Source organism: Lacibacter sp. H407 (assembly GCF_037892605.1).
Lineage (GTDB): Bacteria > Bacteroidota > Bacteroidia > Chitinophagales > Chitinophagaceae > Lacibacter.
This window is the reverse complement of the sequence record NZ_JBBKTU010000001.1, coordinates 183,978-206,400: the sequence shown is the minus strand read 5'-3', so window position 1 is coordinate 206,400 and position 22,423 is coordinate 183,978. Positions and strand designations below refer to the sequence as shown.

The following is a 22,423-nucleotide window of genomic DNA, read 5'->3' as shown; positions in this document are numbered from 1 at the left end:
GTATGATCTCACGTAGTAAAATGATAAACATGTTTAAAAAATTACTGATACTTTTTGTTGTTGGTTTAGTGCTGGGAGGGTGTAAAAAAACACTTGCTCCACTGGACGATAACCATCGCACACTGGAAGATATTTATGCTGATCCTTATTATGCAGAGGGCATATTGATGAATGCGTATACAAGGCTTCCAACAAATGGATATTCGTTTAACGAAGTAGCTACAGACGATGCAGTAACCAATGATAAGTTTAATCCGTTGTTGAATATGGCCACTGGTTCATGGTCTGCAGCCAACAATCCCGTTGATCAATGGAATAATTCTTATACAGCAATTTTGTATTTGAATCTGTTTCTTAGGGAGGTTGATAGTGTAAACTGGTCGCCCACAAGTAAAGATGTGCGTACGTTATTTACAGATCGGTTGAAAGGAGAAGTGTACGGGTTAAGAGCACTCTTTATGTTCAATCTGCTTCAGGCACATGCCGGTTACACTTCCGGCGGTGAGTTGATGGGCGTGCCCATTATTACCGAAGCGCTTGAACCAAATTCTGATTTTAAAAAACCACGTAATACGTTTGATCAATGTATACAGCAGATCTATACTGATCTTGCAGAGTCAGAAAAATATTTACCACTCGATTATGTCAATATTTCTGCCGGACATTTACCTGCAAAATATAGCAGCATGGCGGTAGCAGATTATAACCGTGTGTTTGGAACCTTCAGCAGACAACGTGTATCTGGAAGGATTTTAAAAGCAATCAAAGCAAAAACAGCGTTGCTCGCAGCTAGTCCCGCATACAATCCGCAGGCAACAGCCAGCAAATGGGAAAATGCGGCAAATTATGCAAGTGAAATTCTTAATTTGAATGGAGGTATCAATGGCTTAGATCCGCAAGGCGCTTTGTTTTACACGGCAGCGAATGTAAATGCAATTAATATCAACCCATCTGCAGGTTCCCCAATCGAACAACGTGAAATGTTGTGGAGAGGCAATATTGTTAACACAAATAATTTAGAGATCAGCAATTTCCCTCCAACACTTTTTGGAAGCGGAAGAGTGAACCCAACACAAAATCTTGTAGATGCATTTCCAATGGCCAATGGATTACCAATAACAGATCCTGCCAGTGGTTATGTTGCAACAAGCCCCTACGCCAACCGTGACCCGAGGTTAAGAAACTATATCGTGGTAAATGGTGGTACTATTTCAAACAGAACAATTTTTACAAAAACCGATGCTCCTACCAATGATGCAGTGAACATACTTCCTACATCAACAAGAACCGGTTACTATCTGCGTAAGTTATTACGGGAAGATGTAAATGCGAATCCGGCTTCGAGTTCAACGCAAAAGCATTACCCTGTTCACATCAGGTATACAGAGATATTTTTGATTTGTGCTGAGGCGGCGAATGAAGCCTGGGGACCCGACGGAACAACTACACATGGGCTCTCTGCCCGCAACATCATTGCAGCTATCCGGAAAAGAGCAGGAATTGCACAGCCGGATAACTATCTGGCATCCGTTACTACAAAAGAGGCAATGCGTAATTTGATTCGTAATGAGAGAAGATTAGAATTATGTTTTGAAGGGTTTCGTTTTTGGGATCTCCGTCGCTGGAAAGCAAATCTCACTGAGCCCGCAAAAGGAGTTACTATTAACAACAATGTGTTTAGCATACAGAACGTTGAAAACAGACAATATACAAATGACATGTACTATGGTCCTATTCCGTTAACTGAGGCGTTAAAAGCCAACCTTCAACAAAACAAAGGGTGGTAACACCTATCTATAATTATTTAATGCTTAAGAATATGAAACGAGTTTTTTTAATATCCTTTACATTGCTCTTGATCGTAACTGCCTGTAATAAAAAATGGGAGTTCCCAGACTACAAATACAGCACTGTGTATTTCCCTTATCAATCGCCGGTAAGAACGCTTGTACTTGGAGAAGATATTATTGATAACACATTGGATAATCAGCACAAGTTTTTGATCATGGCCACAATGGGCGGCGTGTATGAAAACAAAAAAAATATCACGCTTACAGTTGCATTGGAAAACACACTTACACAAAGGCTTAAGTTTGGTTCTTCCAACGGAAGTGATGTTGTTGCTATGCCAAGCAATTATTATACGTTGCCACAAGACATGAAGATTGTTATTCCGGCAGGCAAAGTAATGGGAGGGATTGAGGTTCAACTCACGGATGCATTTTTTGCTGATCCACGGGCTATTAAAAACACCTTTGTTATTCCGTTGAAGATTGTTTCTGTCGCAAATGCAGATTCTGTTCTGAGAGGTTCAACCACAAAAACATCTCCTGATCCCCGTTTGGCAGGCGACTGGGGAGTTTCTCCAAAGGACTTTGTTTTGTATGCTGTTAAATATGTGAATCCTTTCCACGGTGTTTACTTACGCAGAGGTGTAGACGAAGTAAAGGGAAGTGGCGGCAACACTGCATTAGATACAACAGTAGTGTATCGCAATACATTTGTTGAAAAGGATGAAGTGTGTAATCTGTTTACCAAATCAATGACGCAGGATAGTATTTCGCTGAACGCCAAGAATAAAGGAAATATCAATGCGCCTTTTCAGTTAGTACTGAACTTTGATAATACCGGCAAGTGTACGGTTGCAGGGCCGGCTACAGCTGCCTACACGGTTACCGGTAATGGTACATTTGTAAAGAAGGGCGATATGTGGGGTAATCAAAAACGAGATGTATTGCATCTGAAATACCAAGTCGATTTCGGAACAACAACACACAACTTTACTGATACCCTGGTGCTGCGTGACAGGGGAGTGAAATTTGAAACATTCACTCCTGTCGTTTACTAAAAATATCTGAAAGCAGAATTAAGGTTTTCTTATCTCCATTCGAATGAGTAATGGAACGGTTTACAATTTTGCTTATAAATTCTATTCGGCACAAATCAATTTCACAAAAAACATGCGCATAAAGTATTTAAATATTCTCTTTGTTGTTTTTGTAGGCATCACATTTTTGAATTGTGCCGGTGTTCAAAAAACAGCAAATGGTTCAGGTACTCCCTCACTCAAAACAGCATTTAAAGATGATTTCTTTATTGGAACTGCATTGAACAATGCACAAATTGAAGAGAGGATTCCCGGTGCAGCTGTTTTAGTTCCACAACAATTTAATGCAGTAACACCGGAGAACATCATGAAAGCGGAAGTGATGCACCCGGAGTGGAACCGCTATAATTTTGACATGTCAGACAAACTGGTTGCGTATGCCAAAAAACATAACATTGTTGTGAATGCACATACATTGATCTGGCATAGTCAATTGCCGCCATTTATTCGTCGCATGAAAGATGCAGATTCGGTTCGTCTTTTTTTCACAGATCATATTAACACCATTGCAGGCCGTTACGATGGCCAGGTGTATTCGTGGGATGTGGTAAATGAAGCATTGAATGAAGATGGCACCATGCGTAAATCTATTTTTCTTGAAAAGCTGGGAGATGATTTTGTTGTAGAAGCTTTTCGCCTGGCACAAAAAGCCGCACCCAACACCAAGCTGTATTACAATGATTATAATATTGAGCAACCCAGAAAAAGAGCAGGTGCTATTGCACTCATAAAGAAAATACAAGCCGCCGGTGTACGTATTGACGGTGTGGGTATTCAAGGGCATTGGCATGTAAAAAACATTCCGTTGAAAGATATTGAGCAAAGCATTCTTGAGTTTTCTGCTTTGGGTATTGATGTAATGTTTACTGAACTCGATGTAAGTGTATTGCCAAATCCCCGTGATATCGTTGGTGCCGATGTAAATCAACGTGCCGAATACGAGGCAAAGCTGAACCCTTATAAAGCGGGGTTGCCTGATTCCATGCAGGTATCACTGGCCAACGGATATGCGGATTTGTTCCGCTTATTTTTAAAACACAAAGAAAAAATCAGTCGTGTTACACTTTGGGGTGTAGATGACGGCCAGTCCTGGTTGAATGGTTTTCCCATTCGTGGCAGAACCAACTATCCGCTGTTGTTCGATAAAGAGTTTAAACCCAAGCCCGCTTTTTATAAAGTAATTGAACTGAAAAAATAACAACAAATACATCTTTTATAAGCCCGGGCAGTAAGTGCCCGACTATAAAGAGATATTGTTTCTCATACAGCAATCGATAAACAACGTCCGCCGTTTCTACAGCGGACTTTCTTTTAGTTACAAAAATCACAGCACAATTTCATCGTTGATCATTTCAGCAGAAATATAATCTGGCAGCCAGGAAGTAGTACAATATCAAATACGATAAAGCTTTGATAATATCCTGTATTCAACAATAAGATTGCGCATGATAGCACTACGAAAAGTGGACACATAATTTTAATAGCAACGTAACTACAACGATCAAGAACAAAAGCACAATCGGTTTTATTTCATTCATATACCTTAAAAAATTATGGGGCAGTAACAAGATGCCAACAAAAGCATTAGTCAAATGCGACTAGTTTTGAAACAGTACGAAGGCCGCTTTCCAGTGGCCTTCTTTTTTTATTTTTAATTATGAATTACAATATCGACTACCAAGCTCAATGAAGTAAACTGTACAGCTGATATACAGTCAGGAAAGGTAGGATTAGCAAAAAATAAAAATGGACAAACCGAATCAATCTTCGATCTATCCATTTTATTCGTGCCCGGGACTGGATTCGAACCAGCACGTCCTTTCGAACACCACCACCTCAAAGTGGCTTGTCTACCAATTTCAACACCCGGGCAACGGGAGGGCGCAAATGTAAAATGAAAAATGTAGAATGAAAAATAAAAAACAAGAGAGAACTATCGGCTAATGGCTACCGGCTTGCCCTCACTTCTTCAACACGATCCGAAATGTTGTTCCTTTTCCCGGCTCCGAATGTTTTACATACAACTGTCCTTTATGATATTGTTCAATAATGCGTTTACTCAGCGATAAGCCTAAACCCCAGCCACGTTTTTTAGTGGTAAAGCCCGGTTTAAACACACGGTTGATGTTTTGCGATACAATGCCTTTGCCCGTATCAGTCACATCAATCACAATGGCTTTTTCTTCTTCGTGCATATCCACCGTAATATTTCCTTTTCCATCCATGGCATCCAATGCATTCTTCAATAGATTTTCAATGACCCAATCGAAGAGCGGGGGAGAAACAGCAGCGATCATATCCGCTTTATTCTTCTTCACTTCCAGGTGTACTTTTCCGGTAGCCCGTTTGCGGATGTATTCCACCATTTCTTCTACTTGGCGCACTATATTATTCGGTTCTAACTGTGGTGTGCTGCCGATCTTTCCAAAACGATCACTCACCAAACGCAACCGTTGTACATCTTTTTCAATTTCAGTAGCAATTTGTTGGTGTACATTTTCTTCTTTCAGCATTTCAACCCAGCCTTGTAACGATGATACAGGTGTGCCCAACTGGTGTGCCGTTTCTTTGGCCATACCCGCCCACACCTGATTTTGGGTTGATTTATTGCGTGCCTGTAATGAAAAGATGGTGATGATGATGAACAACGCAACAATGAACAATTGCACCATCGGGTAATACCGCACCTGTTGCAACAGCACCGAATGACCATAATAATATTTGTTGATGAGCAACGGATCTTCACTCACCGTTAAAACGATGGGTGGATTGAGTGTTTTGAACTCTTTCAATTTTTTCCGGAGGTAATCGGGATCGGCGGCAATTTTTACAGAATCAATATTGATATAACTCACCACACTGTCTTTCTCATCTGTCTCAATGATGGGAATTGATTTCTGCTCGTTTCGTATCAGCGATGGCAGTTTTGTATCTGCATCAACAGGCGCCATAATAATAAACCGTCCTGCTTCCACCCATTGCTCAACTTTCAACCGTTCGTCAATTGCTATTTTACCGGCGAGATAGTTCGAATAAAAAATTGTACCGGTAACAATACCTATTGCAATCAATGCCAGAAAGGTGCGCCAGTTAAAATATTGACCAAGCATGCCCTAATTTAGACAAGGTTTCACTGTCAACCGCTATTTTTGAAAAAATATTTAGCACACTTGCATTCTCAACCCACTGTTGCTGTTGTAATTCTGAACTGGAATGGAAAGAAATTTCTGCAACAGTTTCTGCCATCTGTACTTGCATCAACGTATGGCAACATGCGTGTGATCGTTGCTGATAATGCATCCACTGATGATTCGGTTGCTTTTGTACAACATCAATTCCCTGCAGTGGAAGTGCTTGCCAGCAATGAAAATTTTGGTTTTGCAAAAGGCTATAATTTTTTTCTGCAACAGGTAAAGGCTGATTATTATGTGTTGCTCAACAGTGATGTGGAAGTGGAACCGGGCTGGATAGAACCTGTGATCGATCTGATGCAAACAGATACAACAATTGCTGCCTGTCAACCCAAGTTATTGGCCTTTCACAACAGGAACTTGTTTGAATATGCCGGTGCAAGTGGTGGATGGATCGATGCATTGGGTTATCCGTTTTCACGTGGTCGTGTGTTTGACGTGTTGGAAAAAGATAACGGACAATACAACGATGCCGCTCCTGTTTTCTGGGCCAGTGGTGCAGGGCTGTTCATCCGGGCAGAACTGTTTCATGCAATGCATGGGTTTGATGATTTCTTTTTTGCACACCAGGAAGAAATTGATCTTTGCTGGCGACTGCAACGTAACGGCTATAAAATCATGGTGTGTCCGCAATCGGTGGTGTATCATGTGGGTGGTGGCACGTTGCCAACGGGAAATCCGCAGAAAGTATTCCTCAACTTCCGGAATAACCTGGTCATGATCACGAAGAATATGCCGCTTCAACAACTCATCTGGAAATTGCCATTGCGGATCGCATTGGATGCTGTTTCTGCATGGAAGGAATTGCTGAGTGGAAAGCCCGGCTATTGGTGGGCAGTGGTACGGGCGCATTTTGCCTATACTGCATGGTTTTTTACCGGAACACGCAAAGCAGAGCCTGGTTATCCAACCTTACAGGGCGTATATCCCGGTTCGGTAGTGTGGAAGTACTTCATTCAAAAAAAGCAGATTTTTTCTGAAATTGTAAAGCCGCAGTAAACGGATATAACGTTCAACCCTTACATTTGCAACTGAAAACTGACTATTATGGCGCAAGAAATCATCGACGAAAAGAAAAAAGATATTACCAGCAACTGGGTAATCTCTTCCCGTTTCCTGTTTTATGTACAGTTGTTTTGTATCGTGGCGTTTTTGCTGGGCGGTTGTTACAAACTCTACAGCTATCGTTACAAAGGAAAGCCGCAGGTAGAAATTCCTGAAAGCACTTTGTACAATCCGAAGTATAAATAAGATTCTAGATAAATAATAAAGGGCCCTCTTTCTTACAAGGAGGGCTTTTCTGTTGGTACAACCTATCCGAAACATAATTTTTCAGCACATGTATTCAAAGCAACCTGCACTTATTATTGGCATCGCTGTATTGGCCAGCCTGTTGATCTATTATCCGGTTTTTTTTGCTGACTATGCGTTTACAGATGAAGCACATCAACTCTGGAATAATCAGGACGGATCAAATTTCACGATGTTTCTGAATCAGGGAAGAATTATTACCGGCTGGTTGATCGATGGCGCATTCGGAAACATGGACAGCGTTGCTGACATAAAGTGGCTGCGGATCTTTTCGTTTGCAACCATGCTCGTTTTTATTGTTGTGTACGGGCTGTTATCAAAAAAACTATTTGATGCGTTGAAGTTGGATCGAAAGCTATGGGCTTTATCGGTTGTATTTATTCCCTGTAGTTTATCAACAGCCATTTATATTGGTTGGGCTTCCTGTGCAGAGATATTTACAGGTACACTTGCAGCATTTCTATCCGGTTATGTTTTATTCAGCAAAGTAAACAGCAGCGAACAGTATATCCAGATTCCTACACTCACCTTAATTGTAAGTTTATTCTTCGCACTATGTTCGTTGTTTACCTATCAAACAACATTCGGTTTTTTTCTGCTTCCGTTTTTTCTCTATTTTATAACGAATAAACCGGCAAAGCTTGACAGAACAATTTTGATCGGGCTGGGCTTTTATCTTGCCTGTTATGTAGTCTATTATTTCCTGTTTAAATATTCACTCAAAGTATATCAAGTTCCGGCAAGTGATCGTGCAACCATTAACATTGATCCGCTTGGTAAGCTGAGTTTTTTTCTTTCTTATCCATTGGCGCAGGCGTTCAGTTTTAATTTTTTATACAATGCCCGCAGTATTCTGTCGCAGGTATTTTATCCATTAGTTATTCTGTTGTGGGTGTTGAGTACAGTTGTGCAGATCGGGAAAAAGAATATTGGCAGAATTGTTACCTACATCATCATTTGCTTTACATTTTTTATACTTAGTTATTTGCCCTTGATGATCTCGATTGAAAATTTTGCTTCGTATCGAACCATGTTTGCGTTGAATTTTCTGGCATTTGTGATGATTTGCGAGACCGGGTTAGCATTCCTGAAAAAAGCCAGCCTGCAGAAAGGCATTACCATTTTCGTTGGAGTTGTGTTGTTCGTGGTTGCGTTTTATAATTATCAGTTTCAATTCACAAAGCCATTGCAAAAAGAATATACTGCACTACGCAACCATTTCCTCGATCATTATACTGATTCAACCACAACAGTGATCTTTTACCGGCCACCGGTGAGTCTGTTTCGATCAGCATTTGGCGTACATTATTACACTGATGAGTTTGGTTATCCTTCCACTGAAAAAGACTGGACAATTGAGCCGTTGGTAAGGCAATTTGTGTTGGAGAAACGAAGTGATCGTGCAAAAGCCAAACAGCTTAACGTTGTTAATCTGTCCAATGCTGAATCTCTCTCCAAAAAGCCACAGCAGCCGGCACCAAACGAACTTGTAATTGATATGGAATCTGTTTTTCATGTAGTTGCGAAAGCAGGGAAAGAGAAATAAAAGCGGTGCTGTAACTAATTGCTTCGCACTGATGCTCAATGGTTGCCGGAGAAGTTTTTACAGGGTAATCTGAAAATTTTTCATGAGTTTTTTGTCAGTTTATTGAACGTACCTTACATTTGCACCCCAATCGTTCTTTTACAAGCGGAAGTAGCTCATTTGGTAGAGCACGACCTTGCCAAGGTCGGGGTGGCCGGTTCGAGCCCGGTCTTCCGCTCACAGTCCCCCGCTTAAACGGGGGATTTTTTTTCACTTGACCATTGCCCCGGTGGTGGAATTGGTAGACACGCAGGACTTAAAATCCTGTGACCCGCAACGGTCGTAACGGTTCAACTCCGTTCCGGGGCACAAAAAATGTAAAAGCCTTGATCGAGATTCGATTAGGGCTTTTTTGTTTTAGGTCAATATAAAAGGTAATCTCCAGCCTTTATTGAACGAAATTTATATATTGTAATACAAGAATGTACGCAATCGATAATAGTGGAACCATGATACAATCCATCGACTCGCATAAAGTGAAAAGTCTGAAACTGTTTTTGTTAATACTCTGTATTACTTGTTTTGTTGTGTCTTTATTTTTGTTACCGTTCACGATATTTGGCGATAATGCAAAACCTTGGCCAATTGGATTATGGTGTTTTTTATTTGGTTGGTTGACAGTTGGGAAAGTTGGCGGCATTTCTTGGCTTGCTAATCCTCTTTTAATATTAAGCTGGTTTATGTTTAAACGAAATATTAAAGTAGCAATTGGATTGAGCTTCGCATCGACAATATTTTGTTCTAGTTTTTTATTTTTTGACGAAGTCGTTATAAATGAAGCAGGCTTGTCTGGAAAAATTGCTAGTACTGGAATCGGATATTACTTTTGGTTGGCTAGCAGTATTTCAACTTTTGCTTCAACTATTATTATTTTAATTTTTCAGAATAAGCAGCCATTTATACACCCGCATAAACTGGATTCTTAAACCGTCGAACTTCAATTTGATTGATGCTGTAGTAAGAAGATAATAAAACCTCCAGGGGCTCAAAAAACCTGAGATTTAAACTCATCATTCATCATTCATCATTCATACCTGTACGTCACATACCCCATCAATTGCTTCTGCTTACTAAAACAGCTTTCTTTTATTTTCAATCCTTTTGCATCGTATTGATAGCGCCAGGTAACATAATCGCTGGTGCCCGATTGCACAGAGATCATTTGCGTGAGCATTGATTGCTCGTTGTACTCATAAATATAATCGGGCAGCAAACGGCGGGCACGCTCATTGAAACGCACAATATCCGTTAACCGGTTTTGCTCATCATAATAATAGTACCAATTCTGAGCAGGTTTTCCTTTGGCAGTTGCAATTTCTTCCGCAACATTTCCTTTTTCATCAACAACAAAACGTACAACAGTTGTATCGCTTCCGTTCTTGATGCGTAACATCGTTTGTGGCACACCGGTAGAATCGTAACTGTATTGATGCCGCACCACTTCTTTTGTTTTGTACGCATAAGCCTGCGATACATTTTCTACCACGGTTAAACGTCCTTCGGCATCATAGGTATAACTCGATACATTCAAGGTTGTGTTGGAACTATCGGCACTGCGAATGAGTTGTCCTTTTGCATTGAATTGGCTCACCAACACCGATTGCATGGTTTGCATGGTTTGGCTAAACGTTTTAATGATATTGTAGGTAGGGCTGATTTCCTGAAAACAAAGAAACTGATCAACGGGTTGGCCTGTACCTTCAAACGAAGTAAGGATCACCTTTCGCACCTTGTTCGCTTTGTATTGTTTGATCTGTTCCATGGTTTGGCGGGTACTGAGGATGTCTTTTTGATAATATTGCCCGATACTGAACAATGGCAGTAAGCAAACGAGGAGAAAGGCGGGTAGTAGTTTGTACATAGTGATGTTCAAAGATATTCCTGAAATAGAAAACGTATGGTTAATCTTTTTATTTTTAGCAAAACTTCGGCCACATGTCTCACGAAAAGGAGCGGAAAGAAAAAAACTGTTTGAATTGCAATGCACGAGTGTTTGGCCGGTATTGTCATGTATGCGGACAGGAAAATATTGAACCCAAAGAAACAGCCTGGGGGCTGGTGGTCCATTTCTTTAATGATATTACCCATTTTGAGGGCAAATTTATCACATCGCTCCGCTATTTGTTCTTTCGCCCCGGTTACCTAACGGCAGAATATATCCGTGGCCGCAGGGCCAGTTATATGAATCCGGTGCGGATGTATGTGTTTACTTCTGCTTTTTTCTTTATCCTCTTCTTTTCGTTTTTTGCGGGCAGTACCAAAGATCCGGAGATATTCAAACTCAATGAGCCCAAGAAAAAAGGCGTGAGTTTAACAACACCCACCAGTAAATCGAAAGCAAAACAGGATGTTTTGAACCAGGCCGATACAAAGGTGGACAGTGCTATTCTTGAAAAAGTATTTGACATTGCCGACAGCAGCTCCACCTGGTTGCTGCAGGACAGCGTGGCTTCAATATCGAAAAGTGGAAAGAAGAAAGAAGTAAAGTATAAAACAATGGCCGAGTACGATGCTGCTCAAAAAAAATTACCTGCTGAAGAAAGAGATAGCTGGTTCGAATGGGTGTTTAAGCGAAGGTTGATATTGGTAGATGAACGTTACGGTGGTGATCTCAGTAAATTCAACCGGGCATTGTTTGATCATGCCATGCATTCGTTGCCCAAAGTATTATTTATCTCATTGCCGTTGTTTGCGTTGCTGCTTTCGTTATTGTACATCAGGCGTAAACAATTTCATTATGTAGCACATCTCATCTTCACCATTCACCTGTTTGTATTTGCGTTTCTGATGTTGTTGCTCATTTTTGCACACGATAAATTATTGAATGCAACAGGATGGGGCTCCGGCTGGATCACTGCTGCTTTATGGATCTACCTGTTCGTTTATCTTTACAAAGCCATGCGCAGAGTGTACCAGCAAGGCAGGGCCAAAACAATACTGAAGTACAGTTTGTTATTACTGATGGCTTTCATTCTGAATATGTTTCTCTTCATTGGACTATTTTCTTATTCGTTTTTTAATTTATAATGTATGAATGAACAACAGGTGCAGGAATCGTTTTTGCGATTGGTAAAGATCATGGATGAACTGCGGGAGCAATGTCCGTGGGATAAAAAGCAAACCATTCATACTCTCCGGCAACTTACCATTGAAGAAACCTATGAGTTGACCGATGCCATTGCCGACAATAACTGGAAAGATATCAAAGAAGAATTGGGCGATCTGTTGCTGCACATTGTATTCTATTCTAAGATTGGAGCAGAACAGGAGCAATTCACCATCCCTGAAATGATCAATGGGGTGTGCGATAAACTCATTGCACGGCATCCGCATATCTATGGCGATGTAAAAGTGGAGGATGAAGAAGATGTAAAGCGGAATTGGGAAAAGTTGAAAATGAAAGAAGGAAAAACATCGGTGTTGAGTGGTGTGCCGAAAGGGTTACCCTCCATGGTAAAGGCTATCCGCATCCAGGAAAAAGCAAAACAGGTTGGGTTTGAGTGGGAGAATAAAGAGCAAGTGTTTGAGAAAATTGAAGAAGAGATCAGCGAGTTGAAAGAAGTGATACAAACTAATGAGATCGATAAAATAGAAGATGAGCTGGGTGATGTTTTCTTTTCATTGGTAAATTATGCACGGTTTTTGCAGATTGATGCAGACAATGCACTGGAGCGTACCAACCAGAAGTTCATCCGGCGGTTTACACAAATGGAGCAGGAAGCGATGAGTGAAGGAAAACAACTGGTACACATGAGCCTTGAGGAAATGGACAGCATCTGGAACCGCATCAAACAAAAAAACAGGGAAGCACAATAATATCTTGAACCACATTTCAACCATCCGCCGCTTTGTTTACAAAAATGGCTACCTGCTTATTTTAGCAGGTTGGTTGCTTACATTCTCTTATCTGTTTCAATATTACTGGTCGTATACGTCTGCACCGGCACAGGTAAAAAAAGCATTGCAGAGTGCTATCAACAGTCGTGAGCGTGAGTTTGAAAAACTGCTTACTGATACTGCTTTGTTAACCAAACTCGAAAACGGTACAGTTGAACGGGAGGATTATCTGGAATTACTGGATAAAGATTATTTCATTTTTATTGCTTCAACAGGGAATGATGGTTTTCAAACACGTTTCTGGAACACACAAACCATTTTGCCCAATATTGAATTGTGGCAGCGGGCCGATGGTATTTGGTTTGAACAGTTGATCAACGGCTACTACACGGTTTATAAAAAGGAGATCAAACTGCGGAATGGTACTACTTGCTATGCCATGGCATTGATTCCGGTGAAGTGGAATTATTTTTTAACGACCAGTTATCTCAGTAACGGCTTTACTTATCTCGACGGAATTGAAAAATATTATACACTCAGTGATGTACAGAAATCGCCCTTGCAGATCAATAGTACAGATGGCACCGGACTTTTTTGGTTGAAAGCACAAACCAATTTGCCCCAGCCACTCAATCGCATTACCATCATTTTGCGATTACTTGCTATGTTTTGTTTTCTGTTGCTGTTGCACAAGGCAGCAACGGGTATTGCTGAAGCAAGATCATTTAACGAAGGGTTATTATTTCTTGTAATGGTAATTGTATTGCTGCGGGTGACCAGTTATTATTTGCCGATACCACTCAACCTGCGGCAATTTGAATTGTTCGATCCTTCTGTGTACGGTTCCAACTATGTTTTAAAATCGCTGGGCGATCTGTTTATAAATTCGTTCCTGCTGTTATGGATCTTATTATTCATCCGAAGGAATGGGAAGAAGGCCGTGTTATTACCGGTTCGCATCGATGAAAAAACAGGATTGGTAATTACCTCCATCCTGATTTTCTTTTTGACCATCTTGTTTGGAAATATAGTTCGGAGTCTGGTTGCTGATTCGGCAATATCATTTAGTGTAACCAACTTCTTCAGTTTAACGGTATTTAGTTTTGCAGGATTCTTTGTACTTGGTTCACTGGCGCTAAATTATTTTTTACTGATCGACTGGCTGTTTATCTTTTTCAAACAATACAGCCGTAGTAAATTAAAAATTCAGTTACTGGCATTAACCATCACCGGGCTGCTGTATCTCACATTCACGATCAATTCATCTATTGTACTGTATCATTTGTCGTTGCTCATCTGGTTATTGCTGATCACTTTATTTTTCAGCAACAGAAGCATGCAGTTGAGCTTTCTTCCATCGAATGGAAAAACGATTTTCTGGTTGTTTTTCTTTTCCATTTCATTGACCACCTTACTCATCAGCGAAAACAGCAGAAAAGAATGGGAACAGCGAATCCGTATTGCCGAGAAATTGAGCTTGCAAACCGACCCCACCATTGAAAACCTGCTCAACATTGCATTACAGAATTTCAGATCCGATTTTCTGGACGATAATTTTTATCGTTTCGCTACAGCCAGTGGCAATCAGTTTTTGAAAGACAGTTTGGTGAATGAAAACTTCAGCGGTTATCTCAATAAATTTGAAACAGAGATCTACACCTATACGGTAACGGAGCAATCGTTGTTCAATACCGATTCAACATCGTTCAATACACTTAATACAGTCCATCGCCTCCAAAGTAAACCAACCTCATTCCGGGATTGGAAGTATTATGAAGAATCGTTTGATAAGTTTTATTATATCGCCCGGAAAGATGTGATTGACCGTGAAACAAAAGAATTGATCGGGTATGTATTTATTCTTTCACGACCGAAGCGTTACGACGATGAAAAATTCTATCCGGAGCTGTTTGCAAAGTCGGTAAATGAAACAGACGAGACAGCAGCTTCGTATGCGTATGCCATTTATAAAAACCGTGAGCTCATCAGCAGTGTGAACGATTACCCGTTTCCGATCCATTTAAACGGTGCACAACTCGATCGCCCGTCATTGGAGCGGAAGCAACGGGACGGTTACTCTGAATTATGGTTTACTGCAACAAAGAGCTTAACAGTTGTGGTAGTAAAACCACAGAATATCGTACTTGAAACCATTACGCTGTTTGCGTATTTGTTTTGTGTATTCCTGTTGATGTTGTCGTTGTTTCGCCTGGTGCAACGTGGTTTACAGCTGGGAGGTAATTTATCGAACTGGAGAAAAGAGTGGCAATTCACTTTTCGAACACAGGTGCATACAACTATTATCGGTATCAGTATTTTTTCATTTCTGATCATTGGTGCATCCACCATCTTCTTTTTTATTAACCGGCATAGCCGTATCAATAAAGAGCGATTGGCAAGAACAATCGGCATTATGAAAAAAGAAGTGGAAGTGGCATTGGACAGGCAAACGGTTTTTGATGATGTATTGAAAGTGTATGATGATGTTGCATCGTCTGAATTGCAGGGAAAAGTGAATCGTATTTCGGAGATACATGGGGTTGATATTAATATTTATGATACATCCGGTAACCTGCGGTTGTCATCGGAGCCATATTATTACAACAAGGGATTGCTCAGCAGAAAAACAGAGCCACTCGCATACTATAAATTATCAAGAGAGTACCTGGTGCAAACTATTGAAGATGAAAAAGTGGGCAAACGTTCTTACATGAGTATTTATGTGCCGGTGCGTGATGAAGCAGGGCAGGCGTATGCTTATCTCAACATTCCTTATTTCACATCACAAAATGAATTGAAGCAGGAGATCTCTAACTTTCTTGTTACGTTGATCAACCTCAATGCATTTATCTTTTTAATTGCAGGATTGATCGCCTTTTTTGTTACGAGCCGTATCACTAATTCGTTTACCATCATCAGCGAAAAAATGAAAGCTATTAAGTTGGGTAAAACCAACGAAGCCATTGTGTGGAACCGTAACGATGAAATTGGTGAACTCGTACAGGAATACAACCGAATGGTGAAACAACTGGAAGAAAGTGCCAGCTTACTTGCACGAAGTGAGCGTGAAGGTGCATGGCGTGAAATGGCAAGGCAGGTGGCGCATGAGATCAAGAATCCGCTTACACCCATGAAGCTGAGTATTCAATACCTGCAAAAAGCAATTGATTCCAACTCAGCCGATGCAAAAACCATTTCGCAGAGTGTTGCAAAAACATTGGTTGAGCAAATTGATTATCTGTCCAACATTGCATCCGATTTTTCCAGCTTTGCCAATATTGGAAATCCACGTTTGCAGAAAGTAAATGTTGTAGAATCCATTCAATCGGTCGTAGGCTTATTCAGCATGCAGGAAGAAGGACTGATTGAATTTGCCAGCACCGATGACGAACTGTTTGTAATGGCTGATAAAACACAACTGAATCGTTTGTTCACCAACCTCATCCGTAATGCAATCGAAGCTGTACCTGCCGGTACAGATGCGCATGTGCAACTGTTTATTGAACGGGGAAATGAAAATGTATTGATTCGTATTGAAGATAATGGCGGCGGTGTGAAGCCAGAACTGCAGGATAAAATTTTCTATCCCAACTTCACGACCAAAACATCAGGAACAGGATTAGGCCTTGCAATGTGCAAAGGAATTGTAGAACAAATGAAAGGCGATATCTGGTTCACTACCGAACAGGAAAAAGGCAGCACCTTTTTTGTGGAACTGCCTTTGTTGGATTAAAAGTTAGTAGTGAGTGGTAAATGATGAATTATTTCACTCATCACTGATTACTCATCACTGATCATTCATCTGCTTCGTTGCATTCAGCAAATGATCTTCAATAATATCTTTAAATACTTTCTTTGGAAATGCACCGGGTTGCATCATAGGATCTGCATCAACCGGAATAAATAAAAAGGTTGGTATACTCTGGATGCCAAACACGCCGGCCAGTTCCATTTCAGCTTCTGTATCTACTTTGTAGATCACAATGCGTCCTTCATATTCGGTTGCTAATTCTTCCAACACAGGCGCTACCATTTTACAAGGGCCACACCAGTCAGCATAAAAATCAATGATGGCCGGCACGGTGCCTTTGTACTTCCATTCTTTTTCTGTTTCGTAATTGAACACCTTGTCTTTAAAATCCTGTGTGCTGAGTTTGATGGTTGCCATGTGCTGTATTTGCAGCAAAGATATTTATTGCAGGCAGATGCTTGTGTGACGAATGTTACTTACAATACTGCATATGGAAAAGATGCTCCGCTCATTTATGTCGATTACTATTATTTGGAAGCGTTGTTGAGGAATGAGAAGAATTCAACTAGTAAGCATTGGTCATTCACCACTCACGACTCACCATTCACGACTCACCTGCCTTAACATCCACCCTTGCTGCGTATGGCATAGATCACGTTCCCTGAACCAAATAAATTGAAGACCTTACCTTTTACAGAAGGAAGTAATAATGTCCATGTTTTTCCTTTGTCGGATGATTTGAAAATGCCGTCAGGATGAGTACAAAAAAAGTTTTCACCAACCTGGCTAATTGAAGTTTGAAAGGCTTGCACACGGGGGCGATCATTCCAGGTCCGAAATATTGAATCAATGACATCTTTGTCCTGACGCCCGGCATCACCGTGTTGCCAGGTTTTACCGCCGTCGTAGGATGTACTTACCCCTCTTCTATTTGCTGAAGTGGGAGTCAAAGCAGCGAATCCACGGTTGACCCGCTTTACATCGAAAACTTCAGCACCTTCACTGGTCACAAACTCCCAGTTTTCGCCATCATCAGTAGATCTGATGATCCTTCGATTACTGATCGCCAGCAGTACGCCATCCCTTTCTGCCAAATGCCCTACGAGGCGTCCGTCATGCACTTGTTTCCAGGTTTTTCCGCTATTAGTAGTTTTAAAAAAGCCCCTGTCGGTGCCAATGAAAATAGCACCTCCGGCAGTTTCAAAAGCGCTGCGTATTCGTGGCTCATGAAAATGTTCGAATATCGGCGACCATACACTCGTTCCGTTTGAATTTTTCAGATTTATACCCCAGTATTTGAAGGTAAATATCCCGCTCTTACCGGGTGCAATGCTGTTCTGTTGGCCAGAGAAATTCTCTTTAGTCCAAAGAGTAGCTGTAGCATTTGCTGTACTGTGATAGAGTTGGTTTCCAACCCTTACAAACAGCCCTTTGTCATTTGCAAAGATGCTATCTCCCCGCACACCATCTTCCTGCAAATGTTCCGGCAGCCCTTTGCTGATATCCTGCCATGTTTGTCCGCCATCGGTAGATTTAAAAACAATGTTTGCAGCCCCCGTTTTTTGCTTACTATCAGTAATAGGGAATGCAACGGCGAATGCAAAAAGAAGCCCCGCAATAATCGGGATACACAACAAAAAAGCAAGACGGTAAATTTTCATGACGATGATGATTTGGTGAAACAAGAACCTAAAGCTATCGGTTGTCAATCAGCCTGCAGATTTTTTATAGTAAAGAGATGTAAAGGATAGGTAAAAACTTTGTAAAACCCCGGAAACTGTGATTTGATGGATTAGTATGCACACAAAGAGCCACGTATTTTCAGCAATGTGTCTGCTTGCACAAAGTAAATATCCTCTACAAAAGATAGGGCAGGACGTTGCGCTGCACAATTTAGTTTTTTCAGTTACAAATCGAATGAACTGTTGGATGCATACTTGCACGAATAGCTTTCAGCAGCTTATTTTTTCACCGGTGTCAAATGTGTTAACACGCAAAGCCAATGATCATGTTCTTTCTTATAAACATCCGTGATCCATTCGTCGGCTTCCATTGGTTGCCCTTGCCATGTACCTGTATTTTGTCCACGGCCGGTTACCAAGGCAATATCGCCATATACTTTCACACGTAGAATTTCTTTCGTCATGCTGGAATGAGAAAGTAATCCCTTTTCAAGTACATGGAAAAATCCTTCCTGCGGAATAATACCACCCCCGCTGTCTACAAGTACCCAATCGGCTGTAATGCATTTTTTGATCTCAGCAACACTGTTGGAAATTACAGCTCTGTTGAAGTTGTCTTCGATCAGTTGAAATTCTGCGATGAGTTGTTCTTCTGTCATGTTGTGATGTTTAGGAGTTTGTTACTATGCTGATGATGCAATGTGAGCCTGCACTTATTTTGCTATTTCGTATTGAATATGAGTAGCGCCGGCCGTATAAATTACGTTTGTTTTCTTTAATTCAATTTGATGGATCCCGATCTGGTCAAATAAACGGATGCCTGCATCACTCCATCCAATGTGATCATTGATAAAACAATTATTATTCTCATCGTAAAACTGCTTGAATAAGATGTCTGCCGCATAACAAAGACGGCCAAACAAATTTCGTGAATAAACAGGTTGAACCTGCTGTGTAAATGCGACAATAACAGTGGCTGATTACGAAACGATTTGCAGGGAGCTGATTAACCGCAACCGCTTTTCAGTTTGTGGCATTATAATTGGCTTATCTGTTACTAAACCAAAAGCCATGAAGATTATTGGAATTGTTCTGATCGCAGCCGGCATATTAATGCTGGTAATGAAAGGGTTTAGTTTTACACAGGAGAAAAAGGTAGTAGACATTGGTCCGATCGAGATCAATGCAAAAGAAAAGAAAACAGTAGCGTGGCCAACTTATGCAGGTGTGATTGCACTCGTTGCCGGCGTTGCATTGGTAGCATTGGATAAGAAGAAAGCAAGCTGATAAGTGGTGAGCCTTTCGAATGAACGTAGTTCTATTTCTCCTGCATTTGACGCAAGAAAAATTTTATAACGTCGAGGTTCATGTTTGATGTAGTCCAGTGTCCAACATCATCATAGGTTTTAAAGACGGGGCTGATTTTATTCTGCAGGTAAATTCTCTGACATGCAAGATACCTGTCCTGCACATATCTCCCGATATTTTCGTTGATCAGTTTGCGTTCAGTAAAGTTATAGGCATCATCAAACTGAACTGCATCATTATCATCCAGTTTTCCCATATAAATGTATTGTGGAATGGATCTGTATTTTTCAATATCAAATGTTTGTCCGTATAATTCAAAGAAATCGTTTGTTCCAACGGGGTAGTTGAGTTTTATTCCATTTAATTCGGTTTGAGGAAGCATAAGTTTTCCATTGAACCCTCCAATGGCTAAGGCTTTTATTTTTTCAGGATGCAGAAACGAAAAACGGTTTGTAAATGTAGCCGACGCTGAAAATCCACTCATAAAAATTTTCGGATCTGTAAGGATATTTAAACCGGTTAATATGCTTCGGGCATCCTTGATCATTTGCAGTAATTGTAAATCAAGTCGTTTGAGTTCAGGTGTTTTCTCCAGCATTACATCTCTGTCCAACGCATGTGTATACACAAGCGGTTTCGATGCAGGCCGGGGGAAAATCGGAACAAGCAAAGGGAGTTTAAGTTCTGTTGAAATATTGTTACCAACTGAACTTACTGAAGCCAGATCAATCGCATATTGTTTATGAATTTCGATGCTGTCTGTTATCTTGCCTGTGTTATTCGGTTCAACGAGCAGGTATAATTTTTTGTTTACAGGAGTTCCTTTCGGTATAAACAGAATGTAGTCGTTGTAAAATCCCTTTTCCGGGTTCTTGCTCACAACAACTAAACTGTCGTTCTGAAATGTTTCTGTAGTTACGTTTTGGCCGAAGGAAACAAAACAGCAAATGCTGAAAAGCAGGATGTATAGTAAACGCATGAAGGGGTTGCGGATAAAATTGCCGGATGTATAAAACCACTTCATATGCAGATGTTCCATTTTTTTATTTTGGAACGAAAATAATCAGCATGGCTCTTTCGTAAATTGAAACAGCGTTGATTTGTTATTTATTGATCATGTATTGATTGAAATACGATATCAATTGAAAGTCAGCCGGGTGGTTACTTCAAGGATGAGATGATTGTGCGTTTGCCGCAGTCCTTCACGACAGTAGCAATATTTCCAGGTCAGTGAACCATTGGCTGCCCATTGACCACTCACTACTCACCATTCACGTTTTCATTCTCCACCCTGCAAATGGTTTCACAGTGGCGCAATTGGGTCCGCCATCTTTTCCTGTTCCCGGAACTTTAGTTTCAAGTATCGACGTTGGCTCAGCCATCAGTTGATCGATCAGTTCCCAGGTAATGCCGGTTAACGGAACTTTTAATCTTCTTGACCACATTGTATCAAATTGCCCTGCGTATGTTCCGATATCAATGTAAACGAATTTGCCAGCTGCAGGGCCTTGCACAAACGGACCGGAAAATTTTGGAAACGCATCTTTTCCTTTATCGCCTTTGATGGTTATCGGGAATGTAAAGAACAAATCTTGCGATGCTGATGTTTGCTTTTGCACCGTTTCATAATTATTGCCCGATCCCTTTTGCAAACCAAATAATACATTAGGCGGGGGCTGCACAAGAATGATTTGAAGATTGATTGTTGGTTCCATATTTTAAGAGATGTGAATGGCTGATGTTAAGAAAAGTAACGCTGCACTGGTTCAAGTCTTCACGAACCAATTTAAAAATACTTTTGATTTGTGTAAACAGCAACTTAGTGCAATTGAATTCAACTCATTGAACGTTTCCATATTTTATTTTCTTTACTATGAAAAAAGGGCACTATCACACAACTGAAAAAGTCTTGCTCCGGAATATGTAAGCAGTCTATCAACAAAATAAGAACTTGTGCAGGTTGTTTCTCCGACAACTGTTCTTAGCGTATCGTAATAGTATTATCTTCCTTCATATGATGTTCAATTTTCATGAATCTGCAAGTTCAATGAACGTTTTTAACCTGAATAGAGTTTGATTATAAGTTTCTTCTATCTGTTTGTACAGATTATGAACTGGAACTGTAATATTTGTGTTATGTAGCTGAAAATCCTTTTGGGAAGATCTGTCTGCACATAGAGCCCGTATTATGTTTCAGTATTTTCCTTTTACTTTTGATTGAAGGGAATTTCGACGATTGCTCATGAACGATAACGCAAGGCCATTATATAATGATGAATATTGCCTCTCCAAAATAGAGGAGGGGGATGAGCATTTTTTTAACCTGATATTCGAAAAGTACCGAAATCAGCTGTTTGCCTATTTATACAAGGTCACCAAATCAAAAGAACTGTCTGAGGAAATAGTGCTCGATGTTTTTTTAAAACTTTGGCATGGAAGGGAAGCGATCACCGAAATACAAAACTTTGAAGCCTTTTTGTACAAGGTTGCACATAACAAAGCCATCGATTTTTTCAGGGCGGCCAAACGCAGCCAGGCTTTACAGCAGGCTTTATGGCAAGCAATTACCGAAGCCCCGGCCACGGATAATGCCGATAATCGGCTGATTTATAAAAACACCGATGCTTTAATAAAAGAAGCCATCAATCAATTATCTCCCCAACGGAAAAAAGTTTTTGAGCTGCGTCACTACGAAGATATGAGCTATGCTGAAATAGCCGCAACCCTCAACTTGTCGTCCAATACGGTGCGCAACCACCTCGCTGCATCCCTGCAGTTTATCCGGGAGTATTTAGAAAAAAACAACGCACTGTTACTGCTGCTTGCCATTTATTTTGAAAAAAAGTAGGGGCGGCATTGGTACATGCTTTC

Annotated in this window: 20 protein-coding genes and 3 tRNA genes; 14 read left to right on the top strand and 9 right to left on the bottom strand. The window is 40.6% G+C overall.

What is annotated here, in order from left to right:
* The first annotated feature begins 29 nt into the window (after window positions 1-29).
* The 3 genes from WG989_RS00905 (at window position 30) to WG989_RS00895 (ending at window position 4,085) form a co-directional block, all read left to right on the top strand.
* Window positions 30-1,787, top strand: coding sequence for a RagB/SusD family nutrient uptake outer membrane protein (locus tag WG989_RS00905; RefSeq protein ID WP_340426648.1), 1,758 nt, complete (start codon window positions 30-32; stop codon window positions 1,785-1,787).
* Window positions 1,788-1,819: 32 nt separating this feature from the next.
* Window positions 1,820-2,848 carry a DUF5627 domain-containing protein gene (locus WG989_RS00900; protein ID WP_340426647.1) on the top strand — a complete coding sequence of 343 codons (1,029 nt, stop codon included), beginning with the start codon at window positions 1,820-1,822 and terminating at the stop codon, window positions 2,846-2,848.
* 112 nt (window positions 2,849-2,960) lie between these two features.
* Window positions 2,961-4,085, top strand: coding sequence for an endo-1,4-beta-xylanase (locus WG989_RS00895; protein ID WP_340426646.1), 1,125 nt, complete (start codon window positions 2,961-2,963; stop codon window positions 4,083-4,085).
* Between the two features lie 590 nt (window positions 4,086-4,675).
* Here the strand turns inward: WG989_RS00895 and WG989_RS00890 are convergent.
* Both WG989_RS00890 and WG989_RS00885 read right to left on the bottom strand, forming a co-directional pair.
* Window positions 4,676-4,759: transfer RNA gene (locus WG989_RS00890), tRNA-Leu, on the bottom strand.
* An 89-nt stretch (window positions 4,760-4,848) separates the two neighbouring features.
* Window positions 4,849-5,997 carry a sensor histidine kinase gene (locus tag WG989_RS00885; protein WP_340426645.1) on the bottom strand — a complete coding sequence of 383 codons (1,149 nt, stop codon included), beginning with the start codon at window positions 5,995-5,997 and terminating at the stop codon, window positions 4,849-4,851.
* Between the two features lie 39 nt (window positions 5,998-6,036).
* Here WG989_RS00885 and WG989_RS00880 point away from each other — a divergent pair, with 39 nt between their 5' ends.
* From WG989_RS00880 to WG989_RS00855, 6 genes are all read left to right on the top strand, one after another.
* Window positions 6,037-7,077, top strand: a complete 1,041-nt coding sequence (locus tag WG989_RS00880) for a glycosyltransferase family 2 protein (RefSeq protein WP_340426644.1) — start codon at window positions 6,037-6,039, stop codon at window positions 7,075-7,077.
* A gap of 48 nt (window positions 7,078-7,125) precedes the next feature.
* A complete protein-coding gene (locus tag WG989_RS00875; protein WP_340426643.1) occupies window positions 7,126-7,329 on the top strand; it encodes a hypothetical protein in 204 nt (67 codons plus the stop codon).
* Window positions 7,330-7,417: 88 nt separating this feature from the next.
* A complete protein-coding gene (locus WG989_RS00870) occupies window positions 7,418-8,935 on the top strand; it encodes a glucosyltransferase domain-containing protein (RefSeq protein WP_340426642.1) in 1,518 nt (505 codons plus the stop codon).
* Window positions 8,936-9,079: 144 nt separating this feature from the next.
* Window positions 9,080-9,152: transfer RNA gene (locus tag WG989_RS00865), tRNA-Gly, on the top strand.
* A gap of 45 nt (window positions 9,153-9,197) precedes the next feature.
* Window positions 9,198-9,283, top strand: a tRNA-Leu gene (locus WG989_RS00860).
* Between the two features lie 140 nt (window positions 9,284-9,423).
* A complete protein-coding gene (locus WG989_RS00855; RefSeq protein WP_340426641.1) occupies window positions 9,424-9,900 on the top strand; it encodes a hypothetical protein in 477 nt (158 codons plus the stop codon).
* A 98-nt stretch (window positions 9,901-9,998) separates the two neighbouring features.
* Here WG989_RS00855 and WG989_RS00850 read toward each other — a convergent pair whose 3' ends face one another.
* A complete protein-coding gene (locus WG989_RS00850; protein ID WP_340426640.1) occupies window positions 9,999-10,835 on the bottom strand; it encodes an RHS repeat domain-containing protein in 837 nt (278 codons plus the stop codon).
* 74 nt (window positions 10,836-10,909) lie between these two features.
* Here WG989_RS00850 and WG989_RS00845 point away from each other — a divergent pair, with 74 nt between their 5' ends.
* The 3 genes from WG989_RS00845 to WG989_RS00835 are packed head-to-tail and all read left to right on the top strand — an operon-like array spanning window position 10,910 to window position 16,544.
* Window positions 10,910-12,001: a DUF3667 domain-containing protein gene (locus WG989_RS00845; protein WP_340426639.1), complete on the top strand. Its 1,092-nt coding sequence runs from the start codon at window positions 10,910-10,912 to the stop codon at window positions 11,999-12,001.
* A 3-nt stretch (window positions 12,002-12,004) separates the two neighbouring features.
* Window positions 12,005-12,790, top strand: a complete 786-nt coding sequence (mazG, locus tag WG989_RS00840; protein ID WP_340426638.1) for a nucleoside triphosphate pyrophosphohydrolase — start codon at window positions 12,005-12,007, stop codon at window positions 12,788-12,790.
* A 4-nt stretch (window positions 12,791-12,794) separates the two neighbouring features.
* On the top strand, window positions 12,795-16,544 hold the full coding sequence (locus tag WG989_RS00835) for a sensor histidine kinase (RefSeq protein WP_340426637.1): 3,750 nt from the start codon (window positions 12,795-12,797) through the stop codon (window positions 16,542-16,544).
* 54 nt (window positions 16,545-16,598) lie between these two features.
* On the opposite strand, the gene trxA is transcribed toward WG989_RS00835, so the two are convergent.
* The 4 genes from trxA to WG989_RS00815 all read right to left on the bottom strand — a co-directional run bounded on the left by trxA (window position 16,599) and on the right by WG989_RS00815 (window position 19,167).
* Window positions 16,599-16,979: a thioredoxin gene (gene trxA / locus WG989_RS00830; RefSeq protein ID WP_340426636.1), complete on the bottom strand. Its 381-nt coding sequence runs from the start codon at window positions 16,977-16,979 to the stop codon at window positions 16,599-16,601.
* A 203-nt stretch (window positions 16,980-17,182) separates the two neighbouring features.
* Window positions 17,183-18,271 (bottom strand): WD40/YVTN/BNR-like repeat-containing protein, encoded by a 1,089-nt coding sequence (locus tag WG989_RS00825; RefSeq protein ID WP_340426635.1) that lies wholly within the window; start codon window positions 18,269-18,271, stop codon window positions 17,183-17,185.
* Between the two features lie 251 nt (window positions 18,272-18,522).
* Window positions 18,523-18,903 carry a nuclear transport factor 2 family protein gene (locus WG989_RS00820; RefSeq protein WP_340426634.1) on the bottom strand — a complete coding sequence of 127 codons (381 nt, stop codon included), beginning with the start codon at window positions 18,901-18,903 and terminating at the stop codon, window positions 18,523-18,525.
* A gap of 54 nt (window positions 18,904-18,957) precedes the next feature.
* Window positions 18,958-19,167 (bottom strand): hypothetical protein, encoded by a 210-nt coding sequence (locus WG989_RS00815; protein ID WP_340426633.1) that lies wholly within the window; start codon window positions 19,165-19,167, stop codon window positions 18,958-18,960.
* Between the two features lie 148 nt (window positions 19,168-19,315).
* On the opposite strand from WG989_RS00815, the gene WG989_RS00810 reads away from it, so the two are divergent.
* On the top strand, window positions 19,316-19,531 hold the full coding sequence (locus tag WG989_RS00810; protein ID WP_340426632.1) for a hypothetical protein: 216 nt from the start codon (window positions 19,316-19,318) through the stop codon (window positions 19,529-19,531).
* Window positions 19,532-19,562: 31 nt separating this feature from the next.
* Here the strand turns inward: WG989_RS00810 and WG989_RS00805 are convergent, their stop codons facing one another.
* Both WG989_RS00805 and WG989_RS00800 read right to left on the bottom strand, forming a co-directional pair.
* Entirely contained in the window at window positions 19,563-20,591 is a 1,029-nt protein-coding gene (locus WG989_RS00805; protein ID WP_340426631.1) for a hypothetical protein, read from the bottom strand.
* 232 nt (window positions 20,592-20,823) lie between these two features.
* Complete coding sequence (locus WG989_RS00800) at window positions 20,824-21,267, bottom strand: DUF5990 family protein (RefSeq protein WP_340426630.1); 444 nt, start codon at window positions 21,265-21,267, stop codon at window positions 20,824-20,826.
* A 527-nt stretch (window positions 21,268-21,794) separates the two neighbouring features.
* On the opposite strand from WG989_RS00800, the gene WG989_RS00795 reads away from it, so the two are divergent.
* On the top strand, window positions 21,795-22,400 hold the full coding sequence (locus WG989_RS00795) for an RNA polymerase sigma factor (protein ID WP_340426628.1): 606 nt from the start codon (window positions 21,795-21,797) through the stop codon (window positions 22,398-22,400).
* Window positions 22,401-22,423 lie beyond the last annotated feature (23 nt).

Bases quoted from the DNA above. Each gene is read 5' to 3' on its own strand.
- WG989_RS00810 (WP_340426632.1), top strand. From the start codon at position 19,316: ATGAAGATTATTGGAATTGTTCTGATCGCAGCCGGCATATTAATGCTG.
- WG989_RS00905 (WP_340426648.1), top strand. From the start codon at position 30: ATGTTTAAAAAATTACTGATACTTTTTGTTGTTGGTTTAGTGCTGGGA.
- WG989_RS00900 (WP_340426647.1), top strand. From the start codon at position 1,820: ATGAAACGAGTTTTTTTAATATCCTTTACATTGCTCTTGATCGTAACT.
- WG989_RS00795 (WP_340426628.1), top strand. From the start codon at position 21,795: ATGAACGATAACGCAAGGCCATTATATAATGATGAATATTGCCTCTCC.
- WG989_RS00805 (WP_340426631.1), bottom strand. From the start codon at position 20,591: ATGGAACATCTGCATATGAAGTGGTTTTATACATCCGGCAATTTTATC.
- WG989_RS00800 (WP_340426630.1), bottom strand. From the start codon at position 21,267: ATGGAACCAACAATCAATCTTCAAATCATTCTTGTGCAGCCCCCGCCT.
- mazG (WP_340426638.1), top strand. From the start codon at position 12,005: ATGAATGAACAACAGGTGCAGGAATCGTTTTTGCGATTGGTAAAGATC.
- WG989_RS00845 (WP_340426639.1), top strand. From the start codon at position 10,910: ATGTCTCACGAAAAGGAGCGGAAAGAAAAAAACTGTTTGAATTGCAAT.
- WG989_RS00850 (WP_340426640.1), bottom strand. From the start codon at position 10,835: ATGTACAAACTACTACCCGCCTTTCTCCTCGTTTGCTTACTGCCATTG.
- WG989_RS00855 (WP_340426641.1), top strand. From the start codon at position 9,424: ATGATACAATCCATCGACTCGCATAAAGTGAAAAGTCTGAAACTGTTT.
- trxA (WP_340426636.1), bottom strand. From the start codon at position 16,979: ATGGCAACCATCAAACTCAGCACACAGGATTTTAAAGACAAGGTGTTC.
- WG989_RS00875 (WP_340426643.1), top strand. From the start codon at position 7,126: ATGGCGCAAGAAATCATCGACGAAAAGAAAAAAGATATTACCAGCAAC.
- WG989_RS00885 (WP_340426645.1), bottom strand. From the start codon at position 5,997: ATGCTTGGTCAATATTTTAACTGGCGCACCTTTCTGGCATTGATTGCA.
- WG989_RS00870 (WP_340426642.1), top strand. From the start codon at position 7,418: ATGTATTCAAAGCAACCTGCACTTATTATTGGCATCGCTGTATTGGCC.
- WG989_RS00820 (WP_340426634.1), bottom strand. From the start codon at position 18,903: ATGACAGAAGAACAACTCATCGCAGAATTTCAACTGATCGAAGACAAC.
- WG989_RS00895 (WP_340426646.1), top strand. From the start codon at position 2,961: ATGCGCATAAAGTATTTAAATATTCTCTTTGTTGTTTTTGTAGGCATC.